Origin of the sequence: Olsenella kribbiana (assembly GCF_036408795.1) — a bacterium.
In the GTDB taxonomy this organism is placed as follows: Bacteria; Actinomycetota; Coriobacteriia; order Coriobacteriales; family Atopobiaceae; genus Olsenella_L; species Olsenella_L kribbiana.
The window spans coordinates 1-21,644 of record NZ_JAZGJP010000026.1 but is presented as its reverse complement, the minus strand read 5'-3'; the positions used below and the strand labels follow the sequence as shown (position 1 = coordinate 21,644).

General features: G+C 58.7%; 22 protein-coding genes and 1 riboswitch. Of the genes, 9 read left to right on the top strand and 13 right to left on the bottom strand.

Annotated features, from left to right (window positions below):
- The 6 genes from VXJ24_RS10930 to VXJ24_RS10905 form a co-directional block, all read left to right on the top strand.
- Positions 1-273: hypothetical protein (locus VXJ24_RS10930; protein ID WP_330972952.1), on the top strand; the 273-nt coding region annotated here is incomplete at its 5' end.
- Between the two features lie 105 nt (positions 274-378).
- Positions 379-1,380, top strand: a complete 1,002-nt coding sequence (locus VXJ24_RS10925) for a glutamate ABC transporter substrate-binding protein (RefSeq protein WP_330972951.1) — start codon at positions 379-381, stop codon at positions 1,378-1,380.
- Between the two features lie 131 nt (positions 1,381-1,511).
- A complete protein-coding gene (locus VXJ24_RS10920) occupies positions 1,512-2,171 on the top strand; it encodes an amino acid ABC transporter permease (protein WP_330972950.1) in 660 nt (219 codons plus the stop codon).
- Complete coding sequence (locus VXJ24_RS10915; RefSeq protein WP_330972949.1) at positions 2,168-3,013, top strand: amino acid ABC transporter permease; 846 nt, start codon at positions 2,168-2,170, stop codon at positions 3,011-3,013. Before VXJ24_RS10920 ends, VXJ24_RS10915 begins: the two co-directional genes overlap by 4 nt.
- Positions 3,014-3,053: 40 nt before the next feature.
- Positions 3,054-3,809: an amino acid ABC transporter ATP-binding protein gene (locus VXJ24_RS10910; RefSeq protein ID WP_330972948.1), complete on the top strand. Its 756-nt coding sequence runs from the start codon at positions 3,054-3,056 to the stop codon at positions 3,807-3,809.
- 81 nt (positions 3,810-3,890) lie between these two features.
- On the top strand, positions 3,891-4,649 hold the full coding sequence (locus VXJ24_RS10905; RefSeq protein ID WP_330972947.1) for a gamma-glutamyl-gamma-aminobutyrate hydrolase family protein: 759 nt from the start codon (positions 3,891-3,893) through the stop codon (positions 4,647-4,649).
- A 3-nt stretch (positions 4,650-4,652) separates the two neighbouring features.
- Here the strand turns inward: VXJ24_RS10905 and VXJ24_RS10900 are convergent, their stop codons facing one another.
- Genes VXJ24_RS10900 through VXJ24_RS10890 form a run of 3 tightly spaced genes read right to left on the bottom strand, consistent with a single transcriptional unit; the run spans position 4,653 to position 8,351 of the window.
- A complete protein-coding gene (locus tag VXJ24_RS10900; RefSeq protein WP_330972946.1) occupies positions 4,653-6,260 on the bottom strand; it encodes a glycoside hydrolase family 36 protein in 1,608 nt (535 codons plus the stop codon).
- 1 nt (position 6,261) lies between these two features.
- The gene (locus VXJ24_RS10895; protein WP_330972945.1) at positions 6,262-7,644 is read right to left on the bottom strand and encodes an MFS transporter; all 1,383 of its coding nucleotides are present in this window, start codon (positions 7,642-7,644) and stop codon (positions 6,262-6,264) included.
- A gap of 26 nt (positions 7,645-7,670) precedes the next feature.
- Entirely contained in the window at positions 7,671-8,351 is a 681-nt protein-coding gene (locus tag VXJ24_RS10890; RefSeq protein ID WP_330972944.1) for a TetR/AcrR family transcriptional regulator, read from the bottom strand.
- A 90-nt stretch (positions 8,352-8,441) separates the two neighbouring features.
- Between VXJ24_RS10890 and VXJ24_RS10885 the strand changes: the two genes are divergently transcribed.
- Entirely contained in the window at positions 8,442-9,995 is a 1,554-nt protein-coding gene (locus VXJ24_RS10885) for a DUF6937 domain-containing protein (RefSeq protein ID WP_330972943.1), read from the top strand.
- 58 nt (positions 9,996-10,053) lie between these two features.
- On the opposite strand, the gene VXJ24_RS10880 is transcribed toward VXJ24_RS10885, so the two are convergent.
- The 4 genes from VXJ24_RS10880 to VXJ24_RS10865 all read right to left on the bottom strand — a co-directional run bounded on the left by VXJ24_RS10880 (position 10,054) and on the right by VXJ24_RS10865 (position 13,707).
- On the bottom strand, positions 10,054-10,320 hold the full coding sequence (locus VXJ24_RS10880) for a hypothetical protein (RefSeq protein ID WP_330972942.1): 267 nt from the start codon (positions 10,318-10,320) through the stop codon (positions 10,054-10,056).
- 151 nt (positions 10,321-10,471) lie between these two features.
- Positions 10,472-11,731, bottom strand: coding sequence for an IS607 family element RNA-guided endonuclease TnpB (tnpB, locus tag VXJ24_RS10875; protein ID WP_330972941.1), 1,260 nt, complete (start codon positions 11,729-11,731; stop codon positions 10,472-10,474).
- Between the two features lie 48 nt (positions 11,732-11,779).
- The gene (locus tag VXJ24_RS10870; RefSeq protein ID WP_330972940.1) at positions 11,780-12,586 is read right to left on the bottom strand and encodes an IS607 family transposase; all 807 of its coding nucleotides are present in this window, start codon (positions 12,584-12,586) and stop codon (positions 11,780-11,782) included.
- A 122-nt stretch (positions 12,587-12,708) separates the two neighbouring features.
- Positions 12,709-13,707: an IS1595 family transposase gene (locus tag VXJ24_RS10865; protein WP_330972939.1), complete on the bottom strand. Its 999-nt coding sequence runs from the start codon at positions 13,705-13,707 to the stop codon at positions 12,709-12,711.
- A gap of 388 nt (positions 13,708-14,095) precedes the next feature.
- On the opposite strand from VXJ24_RS10865, the gene VXJ24_RS10860 reads away from it, so the two are divergent.
- Positions 14,096-14,353, top strand: coding sequence for a DUF2442 domain-containing protein (locus VXJ24_RS10860; RefSeq protein ID WP_330972938.1), 258 nt, complete (start codon positions 14,096-14,098; stop codon positions 14,351-14,353).
- On the opposite strand, the gene thiD is transcribed toward VXJ24_RS10860, so the two are convergent.
- From thiD to VXJ24_RS10835, 5 genes are all read right to left on the bottom strand, one after another.
- Complete coding sequence (gene thiD / locus VXJ24_RS10855; protein WP_330972937.1) at positions 14,350-15,117, bottom strand: bifunctional hydroxymethylpyrimidine kinase/phosphomethylpyrimidine kinase; 768 nt, start codon at positions 15,115-15,117, stop codon at positions 14,350-14,352. The genes VXJ24_RS10860 and thiD overlap by 4 nt on opposite strands.
- Positions 15,114-15,803, bottom strand: coding sequence for a thiamine phosphate synthase (thiE, locus tag VXJ24_RS10850; protein ID WP_330972936.1), 690 nt, complete (start codon positions 15,801-15,803; stop codon positions 15,114-15,116). Before thiE ends, thiD begins: the two co-directional genes overlap by 4 nt.
- Positions 15,803-16,633 carry a hydroxyethylthiazole kinase gene (gene thiM, locus VXJ24_RS10845; RefSeq protein ID WP_330972935.1) on the bottom strand — a complete coding sequence of 277 codons (831 nt, stop codon included), beginning with the start codon at positions 16,631-16,633 and terminating at the stop codon, positions 15,803-15,805. The genes thiE and thiM overlap by 1 nt, the downstream gene beginning before the upstream one ends.
- Positions 16,634-16,711: 78 nt before the next feature.
- Positions 16,712-18,004: a phosphomethylpyrimidine synthase ThiC gene (gene thiC, locus VXJ24_RS10840; RefSeq protein WP_330972934.1), complete on the bottom strand. Its 1,293-nt coding sequence runs from the start codon at positions 18,002-18,004 to the stop codon at positions 16,712-16,714.
- A riboswitch (TPP riboswitch) is annotated at positions 17,993-18,101 on the bottom strand. It overlaps the preceding gene by 12 nt.
- Before the next feature lie 186 nt (positions 18,102-18,287).
- Positions 18,288-18,533, bottom strand: coding sequence for a hypothetical protein (locus VXJ24_RS10835; RefSeq protein WP_330972933.1), 246 nt, complete (start codon positions 18,531-18,533; stop codon positions 18,288-18,290).
- 173 nt (positions 18,534-18,706) lie between these two features.
- Here VXJ24_RS10835 and VXJ24_RS10830 point away from each other — a divergent pair, with 173 nt between their 5' ends.
- Complete coding sequence (locus VXJ24_RS10830; RefSeq protein WP_330972932.1) at positions 18,707-20,437, top strand: DNA cytosine methyltransferase; 1,731 nt, start codon at positions 18,707-18,709, stop codon at positions 20,435-20,437.
- Positions 20,438-20,489: 52 nt separating this feature from the next.
- Here the strand turns inward: VXJ24_RS10830 and VXJ24_RS10825 are convergent.
- A partial coding sequence (locus tag VXJ24_RS10825) for an AIPR family protein (protein WP_330972931.1) occupies positions 20,490-21,644 on the bottom strand: 1,155 nt, incomplete at its 5' end.

Genomic DNA, 21,644 nt, shown 5'->3' with positions numbered 1-21,644 from the left:
CTGCATGACCCTTCGCCATCTCGTCCCCCGATCCTCCGGATGCATCAGCCGTTCATCCATATGATGCAGCGGAGCGGCGACAGGAATTCCTGCGGTTATGCCGGAGGTCCTCAGCCATTTTATGAAGATAGCTCTTTTCTGAACGCCACGCAGCACCGGATGAATGGCTACTGCATCAGAGAGAATATCCCCGCTATCTTTCCTGGATATAGCCAGCTGTCTGAAAGATTCATTGCAGAACAGTGCCTCTTCGGCCAATGGCTGAATACTTAATGCCACTACGGCGGTATAAATAACGCACTATCTCTTTTGCCATGGCTTCCGAGACAGGGGGACATGATTTGCGGAAGCCAGAACAATGAAAAGAAGGGCACTGACATGAGCAAGCTTGACAATCTTCTTCTCACCAGGCGCCAGGCACTCGCAGCAGGAGCTGGCACCATTGCAGCAGCAGGCCTCTTCGGCCTTGCAGCCTGCGATTCTTCTGACACCTCTTCGAGCACCGCGTCTTCATCCTCGTCCTCGAGCTCGTCCGACACGTCGAGCGCATCGACCGACCTCGATATCGACGCCTATGACTCCCTGATTGCTGGCGGCGCCACTGCAGACGACGCAACGATTTCCGCAAATGCCTGGGCCAAGAAGATCAAGGATGCCGGCACGTTCCGCGTCGGCGGCACCCGCACCTCCACCCTCTTCAGCCTCCTGAACGAGACGGACAACAAGGTCCGCGGCTTCGATGCCGGCCTCTATCAGCTCCTGGCCCGCTACATCCTGGGCGACGAGACGAAGCTCGACCTCACGCAGGTCACATCCGATACCCGCGAGTCCGTGCTCCAGAACGACCAGGTCGACGCCGTATTTGCAACCTACTCGATTACGGACAGCCGCAAGAAGGTCATCTCCTTCGCAGGCCCCTACTTCGTCTCCCAGCAGGCCATCCTGGTCCTCGCAGACAACACCGATATCAACAGCGTCGATGACCTCGCCGGCAAGAACGTGGCTGTCCAGTCTGGCTCCACGGGTCCCAGCATCGTGAGCGAGCTTGCCCCTGATGCCAAGCAGCAGGAGTTCAGCACCGACGAGGAGGCACGCCAGGCTCTCGAGCAGGGACGTGTCGATGCCTACGTGATCGACGAGACGCTCCAGATGGGCTCTGTCGTCAAGAACCCGGGCAAGTACCGCATCGCAGGCGACCCGTTCGGTCCGGACGATCCTTACGGCATTGGCCTCCCGCTCGGCTCCGACGGCGTCGATTTCGTCAATGCCTGGCTCAAGAGCATCGAGGATGACGGAACGTGGGAGCAGCTCTGGAAGATCGCTATCGGCGACCGCACGGGCCTCGACAACGCCCCCGAGCCTCCTGTCATCGAGGCATAGGCACCCTATCCAGCATATTTCCTGGCTGTTAGCACACCATGAGGTTTCCGCTGCACCCGGGCGGAAACCTCATACTTCTAGAGACACGCCTTCTTCCAGAAGGCACCTCACAGAAAGGAAGGAGAGGATGCATGAGCTTCGCTGAGCTCTGGAGCGCCTATGGCTCGGACTACATCACGGCCCTTCTCACGACCTGGCAGCTTACCGCCATCTCGTTCGTCTTCGTTATGCTGCTCTCTGTCATCATCACGATCATGCGCGTCTGCCCCATCAAGCCGCTGCGCGTCGTGGGCGACCTCTATGTGCAGATCTTCCGCAACATCCCCGGCATCTCGCTTCTGATCATCTGCGTCTATGCGCTGCCGTATCTCAAGGTCCTGCTGTCCTACCGCGATTGCGTGATCATTGCGACAATCCTTCTGGGCTCTGCCTTCGGGTCGGAGAACTTCATGAGCGGCATCAACACGATCGGCGTCGGCCAGATCGAGGCAGCACGCTCCATCGGCCTCACGTTCACGCAGATCCTGCGCCGCATCGTGATTCCCCAGGCCCTGCGCTCGTCCGTGCTGCCGATGACAAACCTGCTCATCGCCGTCATGCTGACGACAGCACTCGGCTCCCAGGTCCCGCTCGATCCCAATGAGCTCACCGGCATCGTCTCGACGATCAACACCCAGGTCGCTGGCGGCATTGCCACGTTCTTCATCTCCGCGCTCGGCTATGCCCTGACCGCTCTTGCTATCGGCTTTGTCGGCAATGCAATCGACAAGAAAGCGAGGATCCTGAGATGAGTGCCACGACTGTCTCCATGCGCGACGCCCTCTACGAGGCACCCGGTCCCAAGACCCGCCGCCGCATCCGCATCTGGACGGCCATAGCGCTCGTCCTCGTCGCCCTGGGCATCTTCGCGATTGTCCAGCGCTTCTATGTCACAGGCCAGCTCGCCCCGAAATACTGGGCCTTCTTCACGCGCTGGACGACCTGGCGTTTCCTGCTCCAGGGATTTGTCAGCACGGTCGAGGTCGCTGTCACGGCAGGCATCATCGCCCTTGCTCTCGGCCTTCTCCTCATGATGGGCCGCATCAGCGAGAACAAGATCCTGGCCGGCATCTGCCATGTGATCATCAACTTCTTCCGTGGCGTCCCGAGCCTGCTTCTGATCTACTTCTTCTTCCTGGTCATCCCCCAGTACGGCATCAAGATGTCCTCGTTCTGGATGATCACGCTGCCGGTCGCGCTTGCTGCCTCAGGTGTCCTGGCCGAGGTCTTCCGTGCCGGCATGTACGCCGTGCCGAAGGGCCAGACGGAGGCTGCCCTCTCTCTCGGCATGAGCCCGCTCCACGTCAAGCTCAAGATCGTGTTCCCACAGGCTATCCGCATGGTCATACCTTCGCTCATCTCGCAGCTGGTCGTTGTCGTGAAGGACACGACCGTCGCCTACGTCGTGTCGTTCCCCGACCTCCTGCAGAATGCGCGTGTCCTCATCACGAACTACGATGCACTCGTCTCCACCTACTTCGTGGTTGCAATCATCTACATCCTCATCAATTACGGCATCAACCAGTTCGCCATCTCCCTTGCCCGGAAGCAGGGCTCCTCGATCGTGGCCCGCACGAACGAGAATCCCGTCTAGCAAGGAAGATAGGCAGACATTGGCAATGGATAGGAGCCATATGGATACACAGGCAGCCACAGTACCCGTCATCGAGCTCAGGCATGTCGAGAAGCACTACGGAGACCTCCATGTCCTGAAGGACATCAATCTCTCCGTCCGCAAGGGCGAGGTCGTCGTCGTGATCGGCCCTTCCGGGTCGGGCAAGTCGACGCTCTGCCGCACGATCAACCGCCTCGAGACCATCGATTCAGGCGAGATTTTGATCGAAGGCAAGCCTCTTCCCCAGGAAGGCAAGGAGCTCGCTGCAATGCGTGCCGATCTCGGCATGGTGTTCCAGCAGTTCAACCTCTTCGCGCACATGACAATCTTGGACAACGTGACCTTGGGTCCCATCGATGTCCTGCATGAGCCGAAGGAGCAGGCCAAGAAGGAGGCCATGGACCTCCTGGCACGCGTCGGCGTGGCCGAGCAGGCAGGAAAGGTCCCCGCCCAGCTCTCCGGTGGCCAGCAGCAGCGTGTCGCGATTGCCCGCTCCCTTGCGATGCATCCGAAGGCCATGCTCTTCGACGAGCCGACATCTGCCCTCGACCCCGAGATGATCAACGAGGTCCTGGACGTTATGGTTGAGCTTGCGAAGCAGGGAATGACGATGATCGTCGTGACGCACGAGATGGGCTTTGCCCGCCGCGTTGCTGACCGCGTCGTCTTCATGGCAGACGGCCAGATTGTCGAGGAAGGCACACCTGACGAGTTCTTCGAGCATCCGAAGAGCCAGCGTGCCCGCGACTTCCTCGACTCCATCATGGGCCACTAGCCAGGATATCCCGCACTGCACATCTGGCGCCCCGCATCAGCCGCAAACGATGCGGGGTGTCCTCATGAAAGGTCCTTTTCCATGTCTGTATCTTCGAAGCGTCCTCTTATCGGCATCGCTCCCCGCTGGGAGAGGAAGGTGCCGACCGCACAGGTCCCCGACCAGCTTGCCCCGACCGAGGGGATGGCAAGCTGCTTTCCTGATGCAATCATCGATGCAGGAGGCACGCCTATCCTGCTTCCGCTGACAGATGACGCAGATGCAATCAACCAGCTTGTAGAGCTCTGTGACGGCTTTGCCCTGCAGGGCGGCCCCGATGTGGACCCTGCCCGCTTCGGCAGCACCGAGCCATACGATCCGGCCCTCCTCTGCCCCGAGCGCGATGCCTTCGAGCTTCCGCTCGTGCAGAAGATTCTCGCTGCAGACAAGCCGCTCTTCACAACCTGCCGCGGCACGCAGCTCCTGAACGTGGCACTCGGCGGCACGCTCTGCATGGATGTGCCAAGCCTCAAGCCACGGGAAGGCATGCAGCTCTGGCGCCATGCCAAGGTCCTGACCGATCCTGTCCACCCTGTCGAGGTGAAGCCAGATACGCTTCTTGCCCATATTGTGGGAAAGCCAGAGATCCAGGTGAACTCGGCCCACCACTGCTGCGTCGGGAAGCTGGGAGAGGGGCTCATCCTTTCCGGCGAGGCAACAGACGGCGTGCCTGAGTGCATCGAGCTTCCTGAGGCACGTTTCGTCCTCGGCGTGCAGTGGCACCCTGAATACACGTGGCCGACACTCGCCTCAGACCGTGCGCTCTGGCATGCCTTCGTGGATGCCGCACGCAAGTCCTAGAATCTAGCCGCGCTTCCTCGAAGCGAATGCGTGCAGAGCCTCTTCAAATGTCCGCTTCTGCTCTTCGCTCCAGCTGGCCATATCATCCGACGTGAAAAGGACGCTCCCCAACGAGGCATCTGCCTCAAGGAGCGTCTTCTTCTGTGCTTCAGAGAGCTTCACATCGTCTCTCAGGAAGAAAACATCGGGGTCGTTGAGGAACGCCACGCCATCCATATGCGCACGTCCCCGGATATTGCCGAGAGCATTCTTCGTGCTCACGCGCTCACGGCCGGATATCCTCATGTACGGCGCGCCATCCCAGTCAAGCCCCACGTCGCAGCCGATGCGGCAGTACTCGGTGCGGCCGATAGCAGACATGATGGGCACGCCGCAGAGATCGAAGAGCGTGCCTTCAGGAACGGAATCCCTCAGAAGGTCGAGCGCGTCTGCCATGAGCTCGCCCCGGTTCTTCCCGCCATGCGGCAGGAGCGCTGCCGCATAGAGAAAGTCGAGCTTGAGAAGCCGGAATCCCCAGGTCCCTGCAGCAAGTCCCAGCACCTCATGCACATAGGAGCGGACTTCAGGGTTCAAGGTATCGAGCGCATAGCCGCCTGACCAGTGAGAGCCGCTCATCACGGGGTTTCCTGCCTCATCGCGCAGAAGCCACTCCTGATGCTCATGGAAGAGCCGAGAGTCCTTCTCGCAGACGAAGGGTGCGATCCAGAGCCCCGGAAGAAGCCCCACTGCAGCAATCTTCTCTGCCATGGAGCCCATGCCATGAGGGAAGCGCTCTGTGCTTGGATGCGTCCAGTCCCCTACCTTCGTGTAGCCGTCGTCGATCTGAAAGACCGGAAGGATGCCTTCGGGCACCTGCCTGGAAAGCGCTGCCTTGACACCAGCGAGGTCCTGCACAAGCTTTTCCTCATCGATATCCCCGTAGTGCCTGTACCAGCTCGTGAAGCCGACGAGGGGCTCAGCCGGCCTGCGCCTCTCCCCTATGCATGTCACAAAGCGAGCAAATGCCTCTTTTGCTGTTCCCTCCAGAAGGCAGAGCGCAAAGACGCAGATGCGCTCGCCGGGCTCGATGAGACGAGCTGGCCCTTCCTTTACGATCCTGAACTTCTGTGCATCGAGATCTTCCTGGATCGTCGTGAGCCCAAGATCGGGCAGGCATTCTCCGAAGAGGAGCGTCTCATCTCCGTAGCGCAGATATCCATAGCCTTCGCCGTGCTGATGTCCACTCTTGGGATTCTGGGGGCAGAAGCGGTAGTCACCCGAGGCATCGAGCACCCAATGGCGGATGGCCGCCTTCGGCGTATGGGCAAGGCCGGCCATCGAAGCATCGAGCGGACGCTCGCAGGAGTCGGTCCAGGAGTTGTAGCCATTGAGGAAGAGCGCCGTGGCCTTTTCCATATCTGGCTCGATCGTCGCCTCGACGGAGGCCACCATCAGAGGCTCAAGAGGCTCGATCCACAGGCGGCAGCCATTCTCTGTCTCCTCGAGCTCCGCCGTTAAGGGAAGCCTAGGCACTCCCGGCACGAAGACGGATGCCGTTCCTTCCTTTCCGGCAGCTGTCCGCCAGGAAAGCTTCCAGGAAGGCGCCTTCAGGATATGTGCGGGCAAAGCCATCCTATCTGCCTTCCTCTGCAGAAGCCGGCTCCGTGGCGCCAATCGTCCTGAGCACCTTGGCTTCGTGATAGCGCGTGAAGACAAGCCCTGCCACGAAGCAGAAGATGGTCGCGACGATTGCCGTGAGACGGTAGCCCATCTGTCCCCCTGCAGCCGTCGAGAGCGACGTGAAGAGGACCATCGCAAGCGTCTGCCCCAAGGTCATGCTGAACGTGCGTGCGGCATAGAACATGCCCTCGCGGTTCTCTCCAGACGCTATGGCATCAGCCTCTGCGATATCGGCAAGCACAGCCTGCGGAAGGATGCCAAGCATTGCCATGGGCACGGCGGCAAGCACGGCCACAAGGATGCCCCAGACAAGCGAGGGGATGCCGAACTGGCCGCAGACCGATGTCACAGCAAAGGCGAGGCAGAAGAAGAAAAAGGCGAAGGCAACAAGCTTCTTCTTGCCCATCTTCTTGGCCAGGATGTTCACCGGTGCATAGAACAGGAGCGATATCGCCGTCATCGCAGCGAAGAAGATGAAGGTCCAGGAGTCGTCGAAGCCCATGAGCTCCGTGACATAGTACGGAAGGCCCGTCTGGAACATCGTGATTGAGACCCAGTAGAGGACGTCGGACCCTTCGAAGATCTGGAACTCGCGGTTCTTGAAGGTCTTCACGACCGACTGCCCCATGGGAGTCGAGCTCGGCTGCGTATCGGCGTACTTGACCTCGTCGATCCCGAAGGCAGCAACGAGCATGCAGATGGCAGCGACGACAGCAAGCACGGCGACTGTCGCACGGAATGCATTGGCAGGGCCCAAGGCCGGCTCGAGGAAGCCTGAGATCATCGTCACGAGATATGCCATGGCAGTGCCGACGAAATAGGTCACAGAGATATAGGTCGAGATGTTGATCCTGAGCTCCTGCGTACGTCCGAGCTCAGGAATCAGGGCATTGAACGGCGTGCAGTAGAGCGAGAGCGTGATGTAGAAGAGCATGAGGCAGCAGAAGAGCAGGACATTGTTCGCCACCGCAGACGAAGTCCCCGGCAGCACGAACACGAGCACCGTCATCGCTGCAAACGGAACCGCCGCCCTCCTCATGAACGGGATCCTCCTGCCGTGAGGGTTGGCAAGAGAGTCAGACTTCGAAGCGATGAAGGGATCGATGAAGCCATCGAGCAGGCGTCCGCAGCCCGTGATGATACCAATGACGGTAAGGCCGGCACATACGATGCCCTGGGTGATGAAGATGGGCATGCCTTCTGCGACCAGGGTATCGGAGGGCATGTAGTAGTAGACGAGCCAGTTGCTGATGATGCCCGAAAGTATTGCCCAGCCAAGCTGTCCGATCGCGAAGAGGCGGATGGTCTTCCCATCTGCAAGCGGCCTGCTCTCCATGGATATCCCTTCTCGCAGAAACGTGCCTAGATCCTGATGAAACGCACTGCCATATCGACAAGGCAGACAAGCTCTGAGGGGCCTTCCTCGAAACGGTCGGAGGGGATCACATCGCCCCGGGAGATCTTCTCTGCCAGGCCCGTAAGCGCATGGGCAACCGTGCGGTAGAACGTTCTGAAATCGTCGATCTGCCTGACCGTGCCATCGGAGACGCCGAGCTGGTAGGCATCGACGAAGATGAGATAGAACGAGTCGACCTCGCGTCCATAGTCGGCAAGCGCCTCAAGGCCGACATGCTCTGCAAGCATCAGATGGTCGAAGTCGTCGAGGAAGCGCGCGAATTCCCTGTTTGCCGCATAATGCGCTGCATACTCGCGCAGCAGGCACTCGAGGCGGTCTGCGCCCGACATGGCAAGGAAGCGGTCCGATTCCACGATATCCATGATGCGGTCATTGAAGCGCTGCCAGAGAAGCGTCGCTGCCGCAATCGCAAGATTCGTCTTCGTGGAGAAGCGGCGATAGAGCGTGGCTACGCCGACACCAGAAGCATCGGCAATGTCGGTCATCCGGACCTCTCCCAGGCCATCCTTCAGGAAAAGCGCCGCTGCACAGGCCACGATATGGGCATCGCGGCTCTCTTCGGCAGAGCCCGAAAGGTCACGCATCCCCCGCTTCAGCAGGCTTGTGTCGAGACCTGCGTACTCCATTCTTGACTCCTTTGCCGCGTGAGTGATAGTCTGTCTATCACTTTGATAGTCAGACTATCAAGCATGCCGCCACCCGTCAAGGAGGAATCCATGGAGAGAGACGAAGACCGGGCGAAAAGCGCCTTCGGAAATGTCCAGGACGAGCACACCTATGAGAAGGCCGTCCGCTCCAAGGAAAGCTATCTCAAGCGTTTCGGCGATGACTCGAATGCGGTCTACCACCTTGCGGCCAAACCGGTGCCGGTGATCTCAGACGCCCTCGGCGTCCGGAACCTCGTGCTCTCAGGCACCGGAGATGCCTTCGATATCAAGGCAGATGCCGCAGCGGCACCCATGCCTCCCGAGACCTCTGCCACGCAGGAAGACGCCCATGGCGCTCCTCTCATTGTCGGCAATATCCGCATGGGATTCGGGCACTACCGGATTGCGATGGCCATGGCATCGGCTGCTCATGCGATGGGATACACCCCCTACTGGATGGACCTTGCCTCATTCAAAGGCTCAACAGGATCTGCTGCCATCGCCTGGCAGAACAGCCTCTATTCCAAGGGCTCGAAGGTCTCGCAGCAGGTTCCCCTCTTCAACCAGCTCTTCTGGGAGCCGCTCAACAGCGAAGGCTTCCGCAAGCTCTCCTACAACGCAGGCGACCAGAAGATGAGCGAGCTTCTGGTGCCGCTCTTCCGCGACATCGCAAAGGACACGCCTTTCATCGGCACCCATGCGTGGTGTGCACAGGCAGCAGTCCATGCCGGGATGACGCACGTCGTGAATGCGATTCCCGACAACTGGCCAATGGCGCTGCATCTGGCAGAAGGCTCAATCCACACCGTGCAGACGCCGAGCGCCTATCTTGGCTACCACCAGCTCCGCGGCATGGACCCAAAAAAGCAGCTTGCCCCCATGCCGGAACATGCTCTCTTCTATACGGGCCACTATGTGGACCACGAGCTGGTCTCAGCGATACCTGAGGACTGCAGGTCCCGTCGCGAGCGCGTGCTCGGAGGTGGCCCTGTGCGCTACCTCCTCTCTGTCGGCGGCGCAGGAGCGCAGCAGGAGCTCTTTGCTGCCATTGTCTCCCACCTCATCCCCTACGTGAAGAAGCATGAGGCCGCCGTCTTCATCAATGTCGGCGACCACAAGGATGTCTGGGAAGGGCTCGTGAAATCCGTCGATGGGCTCTCCGCTCTCGCTGAGACCCACTTCGGCGACTTTGCCGGCACGGAAGCCTTCGCCGAAGCAGCCTATGCAGGAGATGTCCAGGGCATCCATGCCTTCTGCGATGAGGACATCTTCTCAGCCGTCTACAGTTCCAATGTCCTCATGCACTGCTCCGATATCCTTGTCACGAAGCCAAGCGAATTCTCGTTCTATCCCATCCCGAAGCTCATGATCCACCGCATCGGCGGCCATGAGGCATGGGGAGCTATACGTGCCGCAGAGGTAGGAGACGGCACCTACGAGATGGACAGGACCGAAGAGGTCCTCTCGATGATCGACTCCTTCCAGCATGACAGGAACCTCATCTCGTTCATGTGCGACCGCATCGAGGAAGCGAACCAGATGGGCATCTACGACGGTGCCTATCGTGCGGTCGACCTCGCTGTGCATGGCCTCAAGTCTTCCTGGGCGAAAGCGAGCAGATAGAAAAGAAGCAGCGCCAGCCACTGAGAGCTGGCGCTGCTTTCATGAATACGTCTCGCATCTAGGCACGCATGCCCGGACCTCCCGGGCCGCCACCTCGCCCATCAGGACCTCCTGGACCTCTTCCGTCCGGGCCCCCACAATGAGGGCCACGGGGGCCGCCTTCAGGTCCCCGGCCACCACGCATGCCAGGATCTCCCCAGCCGGCACCTCTGCCCCAGCCACCGAACCAGCCTCCCATGCCCATGCCGCCACGGAAGAAGAGGCCACGGATGAGCTGGAAGCCCACCATGAGCAGAAGGACAAACATGACAACGAGCAATACCATCTCACTCGCCTCCGATACGCCAGCAGCTGGAGCGCCTTTGGTTCCGCAGCCCCGATGAACTGCCCTGTGCTGCTTGAACGTGGGGTGAGCATACCGTTTCTCAAAATACGAAAAATCGTGACATGCTCTGAGAACTAATACCTTTATGGCATTAGGCTCCAACAGATTCGTTGGTACACGTTTCATTGGGGTCTGCACAGCTGCTATCGCAGCTGCGACTTGCGTTCCCTCCACGTGCGTTTAGAGTGTCCTCCGCACGAGAGTCCACTTTGCTCATGCCGTAACGGTCGAGGTTCATCGCCGCATTCAGGTCACGGTCGATTGTCAGGCCGCATTCGGGACAGACATACGTCCTGTCCGACAGGGCAAGCCCGGCGTTCACGCAGCCGCAGGCAGAACACGTCTTGGACGACGGAAACCATCTGTCCGCAACGACAAGGGCGACGCCCCTGTCACGGCACTTGTATTCGAGCATGTGCCGAAACATGCCGAATCCCTCGTCGTATATCGCTCGTGCGAGCCTGTGGTTGCGAGCCATGCCTGACACGTTCAGGTCTTCGATGGCCACGAGCGAGTATCGCTCCGAGATGCTCGTCGTAAGCTGGTCCAGCTGGTTCCTTCGCAGTCCGCGGACGCGCGCATAGATGCGATTGACGCGTCTCTTCTGGCGCTCGTAGCGCTTGCTGCCTCTTGTCTTTCGAGACAGCGAGCGCTGCGCTCGTGCCAGCTTGCGCATCGCATTCCTGTATGGTTTGAGGCCACGGACGACTGTGCCGTCGGAGAAGGTGGCGAGGTTCTTCACGCCGAGGTCGATGCCGACGTGTTTCCTGCTCTGCGATGGCATGGCATTCTCTGGCACCTCGATGAGGAGGACCACGTACCATCGTCCGCCTTGGAGCCTGATGTTCATGCGATGGATGACTTGGCTGGTGATGCGTTTGTATATGTTCTCCATCACACGCACGCGCCCGATGCGGGGAATCTTGATGTGGTGGGCGTCCGCGACACAATGGTCAATGCCAGTCGTGATTGCGTACCTGTGATTGCGCTCCTGCCTGCGGCTCTTGTACCGAGGGAAGCCGACGCGCCTGCCATGGCGCCTGCCTCGCTTTGAGTCCATGAAGTTCTTCCATGCAGCTGCGGCACATGCGCAGCCGTAGGAGAACGCCTCCTTGGACACATCATGCCACCACGGGGCAATATCGTCTTTCACGTGATTGAATCGCTTGCGCAGTTCGTAGTGCGTGCAGCCCATCTTGCGAGACTTGTCGTTCTCCCACAGCGCATACTCGCCCTTGATTTCGTCGAGCGCCCAGTTGTAGGCAAATCGTGCGGCACCTGCATTCGATTCGAGCAGGTTGCGCTGTGTCGCATTGGGACTCAAGGCGAATTCGACCCCTCGGTATGCCAATTCGTTCACCTCCTCTGGCGTCTTGCCGGCCATCTGCGTCTCAGGCGTCTAGCATTCGACTATCGCCCTGATCTCTTTTGCGGACTTGCCGTCCTCGACGGCCGCTGCGACCTCATCGAACTTGTCGGCCTTCGCTTTCATGAGCATGGCATATTCAATGAGCATCCGTTCTACCCCGTTCTTGCCAGCCTGCTCGATAAGTTCATCGAGCGTCATTGCCCGTCTCCCTTCCTGTCCCTGCGGGACCGCAGGCCATAGAGCTTTTCCAGAGAATGATGCCATGAGGGACATCATGTCCTCGACAAGCTCCTCTTGCACCGCCTTGTCCTGACTCTCGTCTCGCACAGCGATGATATTGGTGCCATGCTCTGCAAACGCCGTCTCCAGATACTCGAAGCCGAATCGGGCAAGCCGATCCCTGTGCGTCACGTAGACGTTGCGTATCTCGTTGCGCATGACCATCTTGATGAGCTGCTGGAGCTTCGGCCGTTTGGCATCCATGCCGCTGCCGCATTCTTCGAGAATGAGCGGATTGCGCATGTCTTTGCCTTCATGCTCTATAAGAAACAGCGCCTGCCTGTCCAGGTCGCCATGTGACTCCTGGTCTTGGGAGCTGACTCGGGCATATACCAGATCCCTGCGTCCGGCCTCTTCGTCGTCGTAAAGCATGTTGCACTTGTCGAGATAGGCAAGCAGGCTGTCTCGTGAGAGAATGCGCCTGCCGGTGTCAGTGTGTTCGAACGGCAGCTCGCCACGCATGTCTTTCAGCTGAACCGCTCGGGGAGTGATTCCGAGAAAAGAAGCGACCTCTCCCGTCTTGTAGTACGCCTTTGTCAGGTCACTTTTTTTATACATTCAGAAACGGCCTCCAGACTAAGCGGTCGTTGTTTCATGCAAGAAAAGTGTAGCACGCTTCTTAAGAAGCGTGCTACACAATGTTTTATTTTTCGTATTATTCATTAACAGTTATTGAATAGTCAACCAGAGTGCGGACGTTCGCGCTTCCTTGAGCTGCGGTAATGTGCATCGGTGAGCATCAGATGGCGAAGGACCCTTGCGGTCTTCGGCCACCTCTCGTCAGCCTGCCTGGCCCGGAAGAGATAGACGTACCAGTTGAGATACTCCTGGAGGTTCGAGGTCTTCATGCCCACATAGCCCTCCACGAAGCGCCTTATCCAGGCACACAGGCTGTTGACCATCTTCATGCCCTCGAGATAGTCCGGATCCTCGGTGTCGGCCTTGAATGCGATGTTGGCCCCTTTCACGGCCCTGACGAGGGGGCTGTGGGCGCGCTCCTTGTCGTGGATGATCGTTGTCCCCTCGGCTATGTGGCCCTCCAGGGCCTCCCTGACCCTCTTCCCGCTCGGCTTCCCGTGCCCGCACACGACCGCGACGGGGTTCTTGTGCACGTCGATCGCTACGGATATGCATATGAGGTTGCGCGACAGCCCGCGCATCACGTGGTATCCGGCAGTGTTCTTCAGGGTCGAGTCCTCGATGTACATCTCGTCTATCCAGCACCTGTCGCACAGCACTATGCGCTCCTGGTAGGCGCCGAGCGTGGACATCACTCTGTGCCGCCATTCGAAGGCCGTCTGGTGGGAGATGCCGCATGCCTCGGCGGCGAGGTCGAGCTGGGCGTTGTAGCACATGAGCCGGACGAACTGCGCCCAGGCCGGAAAATCCTTCTTGGACCCCTCGAAGACGGTGCCGGTGAGCGCCGTATAAGTCCTGCCGCATCCGGTGCACACCCAGCGCCTCCTTCCGGAGGGGGTGGACGAATCGCGGCTGTTGTGCTCGTGGTGGCACCAGGGGCATCTGGGGTCGGGCTTCCAGGCGCCGGCTGCTTCGTCGAACGTCCCGAAGCCGATCTCCTCGCGGCACCTTCTCGCGGCGACAGCGGAGGCGAGCTCGGCGAACTGTGCAGCCGGAAGCTCCTCCACCATGCCGCCGTAGGGGTTCTTGCGGCGCGGCATGATCACTCATCCTGTCCGCCAGCGGGTCCATCCGTCCAGGATGTCGCCAAACACGAAGACGGATGGGCCCGCTGGCGATTTCGTGTTTGGCGATGCGATCATACCATCAGGCGTGCCTGGCGGCCAGGCCATTCGGGCCGCCTCTATCCGCACTCTGGTTGACTATTCAAAACAGTTAAGAACCCACCCCGATAAGGCCGATGCATATTCCAGTCCGGTACCATGTCTCAAGCTCAAAGCTCGATGCATGCTGAGCGTCTGCCAGATATCAGCTGAAATAGCCGCAGCAGGCTGCATGAAATAGCGAGTCTGGCCGCTCTTGACAGGAGGCGGTGCCGGAGCAGACGCTGGCATCAGCGAGAAACGTTCTGTCGGAGAGGAGAAGGCCATGTCGAGCTTCAAGACGTTTCAGCAGACCATTGCTGCCAAGGCGCTGGACGCAAGCCTTGTAGAGGCCACCTTCGAGAACGGCAGCGCTGCCATCCTCGACCTCTCCGGCATCAAGGGCCAAGGTCCCTGGGCAAAGCTCCAGGATCCGGCCTTCTTCGAGCGCGCACATGCCGCCTTCGGCACCATCGTCTGGCCAGACGGCATAGACCTCGCGCCCGAAGAGGTCTGGGTCCGCGCACAGAAGGCTGCCTGCTAGATACGAGGCAGTCCGAGATAGGCTCCTTCCGGAAGCACCGTCTTGCTCTGAAGGCCACAGGCAAGCACGAGCTTTGCCTGCCTCACCGCATCTTCCGTGCCTCTGTCTGCGGCGAGTCCCGCTGCAATGGCGCTCGAGAGCATGCATCCCGTTCCGTGGGCAGAGCCACCCGCGACAGGCGGAACCGATATCCAGGAGACGCCGTCCTCTTCAGCCAGGCAGTCATCGGCAAGTCCCAGATGCCCGCCCTTGAGAAGGACAGCGCAGCCGAAACGGCGCTGGAGCTCAGCAGCTGCAGCGACCATGCCATTCCGCGAAGCGATCTCATGTCCCAGGAGCTTCTCCGCCTCAGGCACATTCGGCGTGATGAGCGTAGCCAGGCGGAAGAGGGAGAAGAGCCCCTCTTCTGCATCCTCCTCGAGAAGCAGGGTCCCGCTCGTTGCCGCGAGCACGGGATCGACCACGATGTTCTGCGCACCGACCTGCCTCAGCGTCTTCGCTGCTACAGCAGCTATCTCCTGCGTGCCGAGCATGCCGATCTTCACGGCAGAGGGCACAAGGTCTTCGAAAGCAGCACGGATCTGCTGCTGCACAAGCTCGGGCGGAAGCGGCGTGACCACATGCACTGCCGCAAGCGACTGCGCCGTCACGGCCGTGGCTGCCACCTTGGGATGCAGGCCCATTCCCGAGATGGTTGCCACGTCCTGCGCCAGGCCTGCCCCGCCCGAGCTGTCAAGCCCTGCTATAGCGAGGACCGCTTTCATGCGGAGACGACCTTCTGAAGCTCTGCCTTGAGCTTCTCTGTCGCCGTACGGCAATCATCTGCGGCAAAGATGGCAGAGACGACTGCCCCTCCGGCAACGCCCATGCCTTCGAGCTCATGCGCCGTCGTGGCATCGACGCCGCCGATACCGATGACAGGAATGGGGACCGCCGCGCAGATGCGGGTCAGCTCCTCATAGGTCACATCGACCGCGTCGGGCTTCGTCGGCGTCGGATGGAGCGCACCGACGCCGAGATAGTCGGCACCTGCCTTCCAGGCAGCTACAGCCTCATTCACGGTCTGGGCAGAGACGCCGATGATTGCATCCTCACCCAGGATCTCGCGGGCCTTGCTGCAGGCAAGGTCCTCCTGTCCAACATGCACGCCGTCAGCGCCCACCTTCTTTGCAAGCTCGACATCGTCGTCGAGCACGAAGGGGACGTGGTGGGTAGCGCAGATGTCCTTGAGTTCGAGCGCAAGCTTCTCCGTCTCCTCGACGGAGGCTTTCTTCTCGCGGAGCTGGATGAAGGTAGCGCCTCCTGCAATGGCATCCTCGACACAGGAGGCAAGCGTCCTTCCGCGGAGCCAGGCTCTATCTGTCACGGCATAGCAGAGCATGCTCTTCCTGATGTCCGCGGCTGACCAGGGTCCGCGCTGGCAGGGTCCAAGCCTCTTCTCTCCCGCCATCAGAGATCTGCCACCTTTGCGGATGCCACAAGGTCTCTGCCCTGGACATTCGAGAGCGCATCGATCAGATAGACGCGGAAGCTACCGGTGCCGTCCTCTCCTGCCATGCGTGCGCGTGCCTTCTCGCCGCAGATGCCCATCATCGAGATGCCGGCAACCGTTGCCATATATGCATCCTCATTCGCTGCCAGGTAGGCCGGAAGCATTGCCGAGAGCATGCAGCCCGTGCCGGTGATGCGGCCCATCATCGAGACGCCATTCCTGATGGCACAGGTCCTCATGCCGTCGCTCACGATATCGATAGCGCCCGTCACGGCAACCGTGCACTTCCATGCCACGGCAAGGCTCTTCACGAAGGCAGCTGCCTCGGCAAGGTTCTCCTCTGTCGCCACGTCAGCAGCCGAGGCATCGACGCCACGGGTCGAGGACGAGGCTCCACCAAGCGTACGGATCTCGCTCATGTTGCCGCGGACCAGCTGGGGATGGTAGGTATCGAGCAGGTGCTGTGCCGTCTCGGTACGGAGCTTCGAGGCACCAGCACCGACCGGATCGAGCACGATTGCATGGCCCAGAGACGCTGCCTTTGCGGCGGCATGGTTCATGCCTTCGATGCTCCGGCGGTTCAGGGTGCCGATGTTGAGGTCGAGCCCATTGCAGATGGATGTGATGTCTTCCACGTCGTCCGGCTCGTCGCTCATGATCGGGCTGGCACCGATAGCGAGGACGGCATTTGCGCAGTCATTCACCGTGACATAGTTCGTGATGCAGTGCACGAGAGGCGACGTCTTCCTGACATTGTCGAGGCAGGCACCAAGCTCTTCCGTATTCATAGGTATGCTCCTCCATGCAGCGAGAAGCAGATGCTGCCATCCGCCCTGCTGCTTCATATGCTTTTCTTCTCTTCGCTTCTAGCCGAGGTCGACCGTAAGACCTGCCATGATTCTGTTCACGGTGCGGGCGGCGCACATCTTGCCGCACATCGTGCAGGTGCCATCCTCCTCAGGAGGCGCCTCCGCAATGATCTCCTTCGCACGGTCAGGATCTATTGCGCATGCGAACATGCCATCCCAGTCGACACGGCGGCGGGCATCGCTCATCTTGTTGTCGATGTCGCGGGCTCCCGGAATGTCCTTCGCGATATCTGCGGCATGGGCTGCGATGCGGGTGACGACGAGGCCTTCGCGCACTTCCTTTGCATTGGGGAGCTTCAGGTGCTCGGCCGGCGTCACATAGCAGAGCCAGTCAGCACCGGAAGATGCGGCGACGGCACCGCCGATAGCGGCCGTGATGTGATCATAGCCCGGCGCGATATCGCACACGAGAGGTCCGAGCACATAGAACGGCGCACCATGGCAGAGGCGCTTCTGGAGCTTCATGTTTGCCTGGATCTCATCCAAGGCCATATGTCCCGGTCCTTCGACAACGACCTGGACGCCCTTCTTCCAGGCACGCGTCGTGAGCTTGCCGAGCTCGACCAGCTCTGACACCTCGGAGGCATCCGTCGCGTCAAACGTGGAGCCGCCACGCATTGCGTCGCCGAGGCTGATTGTCACGTCGTGGTCATGGAGGATATCGAGCACGTCGTCGAAGTGCTCATAGAAGGGGTTCTCCTCCCCTGTTGTCATCATCCACCCGAAGAGAAGCGACCCTCCGCGCGACACGACATTCGTGAGGCGCTTCGTCTCGAGGAGAGTGTTGAGGACCGAGCGGTTGAAGCCAGCATGGATGGTCATGAAGTCGACGCCGTCTTCGGCATGCGCTTCCACGACGTCCAGGAAGTCCTGGGCTGTGAGCTTCACGAGAGGCTTGTCGTTGTAGCCGATTGCATCGTAGATGGGAACCGTGCCGACCATGAGAGGAGTCTTGGAAATGAGCTCGCGGCGGAACGGACGGGTCTTGCCAGAGTTCGAGAGGTCCATGATCGCATCGCCGCCATACTCCTCGGCGATCCTGACCTTTTCCCACTCTTCCGGCGCATTCTGGATGTCGCCGGAGATGCCGAGATTCACGTTGACCTTCGTGCGCAGGCCTGTTCCCACGCCGCAGGGCTTGAGTGCCTTGTGTGCCGGATTCGCAGGAATCGCGATTGTTCCCTTTGCGACACCGTCTCTGATGAATTCGTCGGATCTGTGTTCTGCCACTGCTACTGCGTGCATCTCGTCGGTCACGGTACCTGCACGCGCAGCATCCATCTGCGTCATGGCGCTCCCTTCGTTGGCATTACCCACATCAGGTTCAAAGGGTCGGGACCATCTGTCCCCTCTCAGCCGGTCCATGCCAGCTCCCCTCTATGTCAAAGCGGCACCTAGGTGCCGCGCATGGGGCATTGTAGCACCCTCGTCTGCCCTGTAAAGCGCGCAAGCCCGATTGGGCACACTGCCTGTACAGAGCCCCTGCTGCTTGGAAGAAGGCGGAGCCGGACATCATGTCCAGCTCCGCCTCGCTGCTCTTCAGCTGCTCTGCAGCCATTGCGATTTGATGCGCTCAGACGCGTCCGCGTCCGCCAGGACCGCCATCAGGGCCTTCAGGGCCGCCCCGACGTCCACCCTCCATGCCAGGACCGCCAGGCCCACGCCCTGGGCCTCTGTCGCGGCCCCAGCCACCGAACCAGCCACCCCAGAACGGACGGCCCCAGCCTCCCCAGCCGCCCATCCCGCCATAGAGGAAGCCTCTGAGCAGCCTGGCTCCGACCACAAGAAGAAGGACGAAGACAATAATCAGCAAGATCATGGCACTCGCCTCCCGGGACAGCCCCTGCCCAAGCCCGATGCCCAGGCCCACTATCCCACAGACAAGACTTCGAATGCGTCTTGATTGATGGATAGTCTCCCCATCCCGGATGCAACCGTGCAGATTACCAGACGGCACCATCCAACCGCTTCAAAGCTCAAGGAAAGCTGAGGGTGCCGCTCCTGTCCCATATTTTGCAGACCCTTACAGAATCAAAGTGGAATAATCACCCAGACCAATATTATTTGGTTCACTTGAAAACCGCTTTCATGTATGATATGGAGATTCATCGGATGCCGACAATCTTCGGGGTGACGGACTTGATTCCAGTCATAGACCTCTTTGCTGGACCGGGAGGCCTCGGAGAAGGCTTTTCAAGTGTCACCGACAGAAATGGATGCAATCTGTTCAAAATTGTTCTGTCAATAGAATGCGATACACAGACATACAGGACGCTGCGCCTCAGGTCTTTTCTTCGTCAGTTCTCATATCATGGCGAAGAGATACCATCGGAATATTGGGATTACATCAAGACCGGAAACGAAACCTATCTCGAAAAGCTCAAGTCTGACTTCAGCGATCTATGGCAGGAAGCCGAACAGGTTGCACGTCCATATAAGCTGGCAATCGGTGATGAAGCACCTGTCGAGTATGCAAAGCAGCGATTGAAGCCATACAACATTGCAGACAATCCATGGGTGCTTATCGGTGGACCACCGTGCCAAGCATATTCCTTGGTGGGACGCGCCAGACAAACAAACAAGGAAAAACTCGAGCACGATGAGAAGCAGGAGCTCTATAAGTGCTATCTGGACTTCATCGAAAAGCTCAAGCCCACTATTTTCGTTATGGAGAATGTGGTGGGCATGTTGTCTGCAAAGCATTATGGCAATAGCATTTTCCAGCTCGTCACGCAGGATATGCATGACGCGGGATATACACTACGATCGCTTGTTGTTGATGAACCCTCATCGCCCAAAGATTTTGAAGTTCATATGGAGCTCTTCGGTATTCCGCAGAGGAGACACAGGGTTCTGCTCGTAGGGATCCGAAACGATTATGCAGAGACGCTTCGCCAGCATGAGAATTCGGGCTTCTTCCTAAAGAAGCGCGAACCTGTCACGGTCCAAGATGTCATTGGCAATATGCCCCCAATCAGAAGCTCATACTCCTCGCATGAGGAGGATGCGTTGGGCCTTGACTGGAATGGCTACATCAAAGATGCTGCCCATCGCTTCATGATTGAAAGCATCATTCCAAATGGCTCCAGTGAGCTGCAGACCGTCATTGAAAGCGCTCTGCCGCAGTCCGACAGAACATCAGTGCTTCCTGAACCGGATCGATGCAAATATTCATCTTGGTACCGCAGAGAGTTTCCATCCGCTTCCGCAAACTTGCTTATTGACCATCGATCGAGAGGCAATATGCCCCTCGATCTCAAGCGCTACCTTTTCTGCTCAATCTTCGCTGCAGCAAATCGAAAATCTCCAACGCTTGAGCAGTTTCCTGAAGAGCTACTTCCTAACCACAAGAGCGCCGCTTTGAAAAGCAATCAAAGAACCCGATCGTTCACCGACCGATTCAAGGTCCAGTTGGCAGACCAGCCATCGACCACCATGACTTGCCATCTCTCAAAGGATGGACATTACTTCATCCATTACGATCCAAAGCAATGCCGCAGCCTGACGGTACGTGAGGCTGCACGTCTGCAGACCTTCCCCGACAACTATTACTTCTGTGGATTGCGGACAGCCAAGTATCACCAGATTGGTAATGCAGTCCCTCCTCTGCTGTCCCAGCAGATTGCACAAGTCACTGCCCGGATGCTAGGCATTGACGCATGCACATATTTCGACAGTCTGGATTCACGTATTGCGAGCCCTGCAAATCTCCACCTGTTCTAATGCAGAAGTCGAATAACGCATGAGCCGGCACTCATGGCCGGCACTCATGCTATCAACGTTTCATGAGATAGGGGCAACCAGCATCTCTCAGATTATCCATAAGCTTAGCTAGTACTAAGCATTGCTCATCCGAAATGAATCGTGAACCCGTCTTTGCAGAAACTGCCACCAGAGCTTTCCTCCCCTCATCAGATACTTCCACCTCACTGGCGCCAATCCATGAGATGACATCTGACCACATGCTTGCTCCAACCGAAAGCACGCGCTTCCTTGCCGCAATGGCATTGTTCTGAGCCTGCTGATCTCGAGCCTTGCTTTCCCTTGCCATTTCCTCTTCAGATGCGATAAGCTCCGATATCCAAGCCTCATCCCAATCAGTAACCTGGCCGCACAAGAATCTCAGGCACTTTTCCTGCTTAGCCCATTCCGAAATATTGCGATAGCCTGACTGCGGGCTCATCAGCACTTTGTCTGCTGCATCTGCAGCCATTTCCAGAGCCTCTATCAGTTTGCTGGAGATAGCCTGTTGTCTCCAGATTGTGTCAAAGTCAATTGACTTGTGCATATCCTTCACGGCATTAGCGAGGTAGGCGATGGCCAGCACCACGTGCTGAGAGCGATAGCCACCCGCTTCATACCAAGGTCGATCAGTCACGATTCGCTCGGTCTCGTTGAAGATAATCTTTTTTGCGATGGAATGCTTATAGAAGCGCTCATTGAACTGGTCAGAATCCTTATTCCAAGCCGCCTCCGTTAGCCTGGCAAACTCCGTAAAGTTTTTCTGGGCGCCACGGTTGACGTAGTAAGCCTCATCAGTCCAGACCATCAGGTACTTTGCAAGATCGGTCTTGGTGAATGACTGACTTTTGGGATACTCAGCCAAGAATTTCTTCTTACCCGCCTTTTTCAGATGGGATTGCTCATCACGATATTGACCGCGCGCACGCTCGTAATACCATTTGGTCTGCTGGAAGCTGCCCTCCTTTGCCGGTGCATATATTCTCCTCGAGTAGCTCTCCATCCGAACTTGGAAGGCGGAGTTTGAAGAGAGGTCAGCATCAGATACCTTATTCTGGCTATTGGCATATAATGGCTGAGGACCTCCGGCATAACCGCAGGAATTCCTGTCGCCGCTCCGCTGCATCATATGGATGAACGGCTGATGCATCCGGAGGATCGGGGGACGAGATGGCGAAGGGTCATGCAG

Coding starts and splice junctions, on each gene's coding strand:
- VXJ24_RS10925 (WP_330972951.1), top strand. CDS start 379: ATGAGCAAGCTTGACAATCTTCTTCTCACCAGGCGCCAGGCACTCGCA.
- VXJ24_RS10920 (WP_330972950.1), top strand. CDS start 1,512: ATGAGCTTCGCTGAGCTCTGGAGCGCCTATGGCTCGGACTACATCACG.
- VXJ24_RS10915 (WP_330972949.1), top strand. CDS start 2,168: ATGAGTGCCACGACTGTCTCCATGCGCGACGCCCTCTACGAGGCACCC.
- VXJ24_RS10910 (WP_330972948.1), top strand. CDS start 3,054: ATGGATACACAGGCAGCCACAGTACCCGTCATCGAGCTCAGGCATGTC.
- VXJ24_RS10905 (WP_330972947.1), top strand. CDS start 3,891: ATGTCTGTATCTTCGAAGCGTCCTCTTATCGGCATCGCTCCCCGCTGG.
- VXJ24_RS10900 (WP_330972946.1), bottom strand. CDS start 6,260: ATGGCTTTGCCCGCACATATCCTGAAGGCGCCTTCCTGGAAGCTTTCC.
- VXJ24_RS10895 (WP_330972945.1), bottom strand. CDS start 7,644: ATGGAGAGCAGGCCGCTTGCAGATGGGAAGACCATCCGCCTCTTCGCG.
- VXJ24_RS10890 (WP_330972944.1), bottom strand. CDS start 8,351: ATGGAGTACGCAGGTCTCGACACAAGCCTGCTGAAGCGGGGGATGCGT.
- VXJ24_RS10885 (WP_330972943.1), top strand. CDS start 8,442: ATGGAGAGAGACGAAGACCGGGCGAAAAGCGCCTTCGGAAATGTCCAG.
- VXJ24_RS10880 (WP_330972942.1), bottom strand. CDS start 10,320: ATGGTATTGCTCGTTGTCATGTTTGTCCTTCTGCTCATGGTGGGCTTC.
- VXJ24_RS10870 (WP_330972940.1), bottom strand. CDS start 12,586: ATGTATAAAAAAAGTGACCTGACAAAGGCGTACTACAAGACGGGAGAG.
- VXJ24_RS10865 (WP_330972939.1), bottom strand. CDS start 13,707: ATGCCGCGCCGCAAGAACCCCTACGGCGGCATGGTGGAGGAGCTTCCG.
- VXJ24_RS10860 (WP_330972938.1), top strand. CDS start 14,096: ATGTCGAGCTTCAAGACGTTTCAGCAGACCATTGCTGCCAAGGCGCTG.
- thiD (WP_330972937.1), bottom strand. CDS start 15,117: ATGAAAGCGGTCCTCGCTATAGCAGGGCTTGACAGCTCGGGCGGGGCA.
- thiE (WP_330972936.1), bottom strand. CDS start 15,803: ATGGCGGGAGAGAAGAGGCTTGGACCCTGCCAGCGCGGACCCTGGTCA.
- thiM (WP_330972935.1), bottom strand. CDS start 16,633: ATGAATACGGAAGAGCTTGGTGCCTGCCTCGACAATGTCAGGAAGACG.
- thiC (WP_330972934.1), bottom strand. CDS start 18,004: ATGACGCAGATGGATGCTGCGCGTGCAGGTACCGTGACCGACGAGATG.
- VXJ24_RS10835 (WP_330972933.1), bottom strand. CDS start 18,533: ATGATCTTGCTGATTATTGTCTTCGTCCTTCTTCTTGTGGTCGGAGCC.